This is a genomic window from [Ruminococcus] torques ATCC 27756 (genome assembly GCF_000153925.1).
GTDB lineage: Bacteria > Bacillota > Clostridia > Lachnospirales > Lachnospiraceae > Mediterraneibacter > Mediterraneibacter torques.
Genome location: NZ_DS264353.1, coordinates 1 through 1707 on the forward strand (window position 1 = coordinate 1; position 1707 = coordinate 1707).

Genomic DNA, 1707 nt, shown 5'->3' on the forward strand with positions numbered 1-1707 from the left:
AACCACACAAAAGTGATTTCACGAACCAGATCGCCTTTTTCCCAACATTTCCATATTCTTTTGCTTCCATCACAAACCTCCCGTTTCGTATCATCACTAATAAAGCATATGTTTGTCCCGAAAGATTTATGACTGGTGAAAATACTTATTTCCCTCATATTTACCAAGCTGTTCTTGCTGTTATTCCATTTGTCTTCCCAAAAAATCCGCTGCGCTGACGGCAACTCTTTGTTCTACTTCGCCAAAATGTTTTTTCTTATCTTTGTTTAATAAAACGACTGCCCCGATTATATCTCCCGCGCTGATAATAGGAGATATAACTTCATCCTCATATTCATTCATTTCTTCCGTCACTTTTACATATCTGTCATCTCCTTGACACGCCGTTAAAACTTCTCTGTTTCCCAAAACCTGAAGAAACTCTTTTCTTACAAATCTTTCTTCTAAATCTTTTTTACCTGCTCCCGAAACAGCGATAACCTGATCTGTATCTGTAATACACACTGTACACCCCATTGTCTGAGATAAACTTTCCGCATACAATTTTACAGGCATTCCAAATTCACCGATCGGAGAATACTTTTTCAAAATAATTTCGCCTTCTCTGTCAGTAAATATTTCCAAAGGATCTCCCTCGCGTATACGAAGCGTTCTTCTGATTTCTTTCGGAATTACAACTCTGCCGAGATCATCAATTCTTCTTACGATTCCTGTTGCTTTCATAAAAAATCCTCCGTTTTGCAAATTTCTATCTTTATCATATTTCTGTCAATAAAGGTAGTATCTGTAAAACTAAGGTTTTTATGCGTTTCTCCGGCAGGAATACAAAAACGACACTTGTTTTTAAAAAATCAGAACTGATCATTATACAATGTCCATTCTTGAAGAAAATCAAATCATTAATCAGTGTTTCCTTAAATATTTAACCGGCACATATAATTATTAGAATATTTCTGACAAGCCCGACTTTAGCTTGCCTCTGCCGCAAAAAAAGACAACGCCTTTTCAGACGCTGCCTTCTCTCATTCCGTTTGGAAAATATTCTCTTCTTATTTATATCTCGTTTACATATACCTTCAAAACTACATACAAAGAATCTTTTTCATCCTACCCTTACGGGTACCGTCTTTGATAAGCATCTAAAACACAGATGCTAACCAACGACATGTGCCTATCTCCGCTTTGGGTTATGCCCTCGACCTATTAGTAACAGTCAGCTCCATGTGTTGCCACACTTCCACCTCTGCCCTATCTACCTCGTCGTCTTCAAGGGGTCTTACTAACTTGACGTTATGGGATATCTCATCTTGAGGGGGGCTTCACGCTTAAATGCCTTCAGCGTTTATCCCTTCCCGGCTTGGCTACTCTGCTATGCACTTGGTAATACAACAGATACACCAGCGGCCAGTCCACCCCGGTCCTCTCGTACTAAGGGCAGCTCCTCTCAAATATCCTACGCCCACGCCGGATAGGGACCGAACTGTCTCACGACGTTCTGAACCCAGCTCGCGTACCGCTTTAATGGGCGAACAGCCCAACCCTTGGGACCGACTACAGCCCCAGGATGCGATGAGCCGACATCGAGGTGCCAAACCACTCCGTCGATGTGAACTCTTGGAGTGATAGCCTGTTATCCCCAGGGTAGCTTTTATCCGTTGAGCGATGGCCATCCACTTTATACCACCGGATCACTAAGTCCTACTTTCG

At 41.8% G+C, this 1707-nt stretch carries 1 protein-coding gene and 1 other annotated feature (1 of these 2 only partly in view); the gene reads right to left on the minus strand.

Annotated features, from left to right (window positions below):
• Positions 1-180 precede the first annotated feature (180 nt).
• Positions 181-723: a stage V sporulation protein T gene (spoVT, locus tag RUMTOR_RS06395; protein ID WP_004846353.1), complete on the minus strand. Its 543-nt coding sequence runs from the start codon at positions 721-723 to the stop codon at positions 181-183.
• 460 nt (positions 724-1183) lie between these two features.
• Positions 1184-1707: a sequence feature (23S ribosomal RNA rRNA prediction is too short), on the minus strand (it continues 663 nt past the right edge of the window).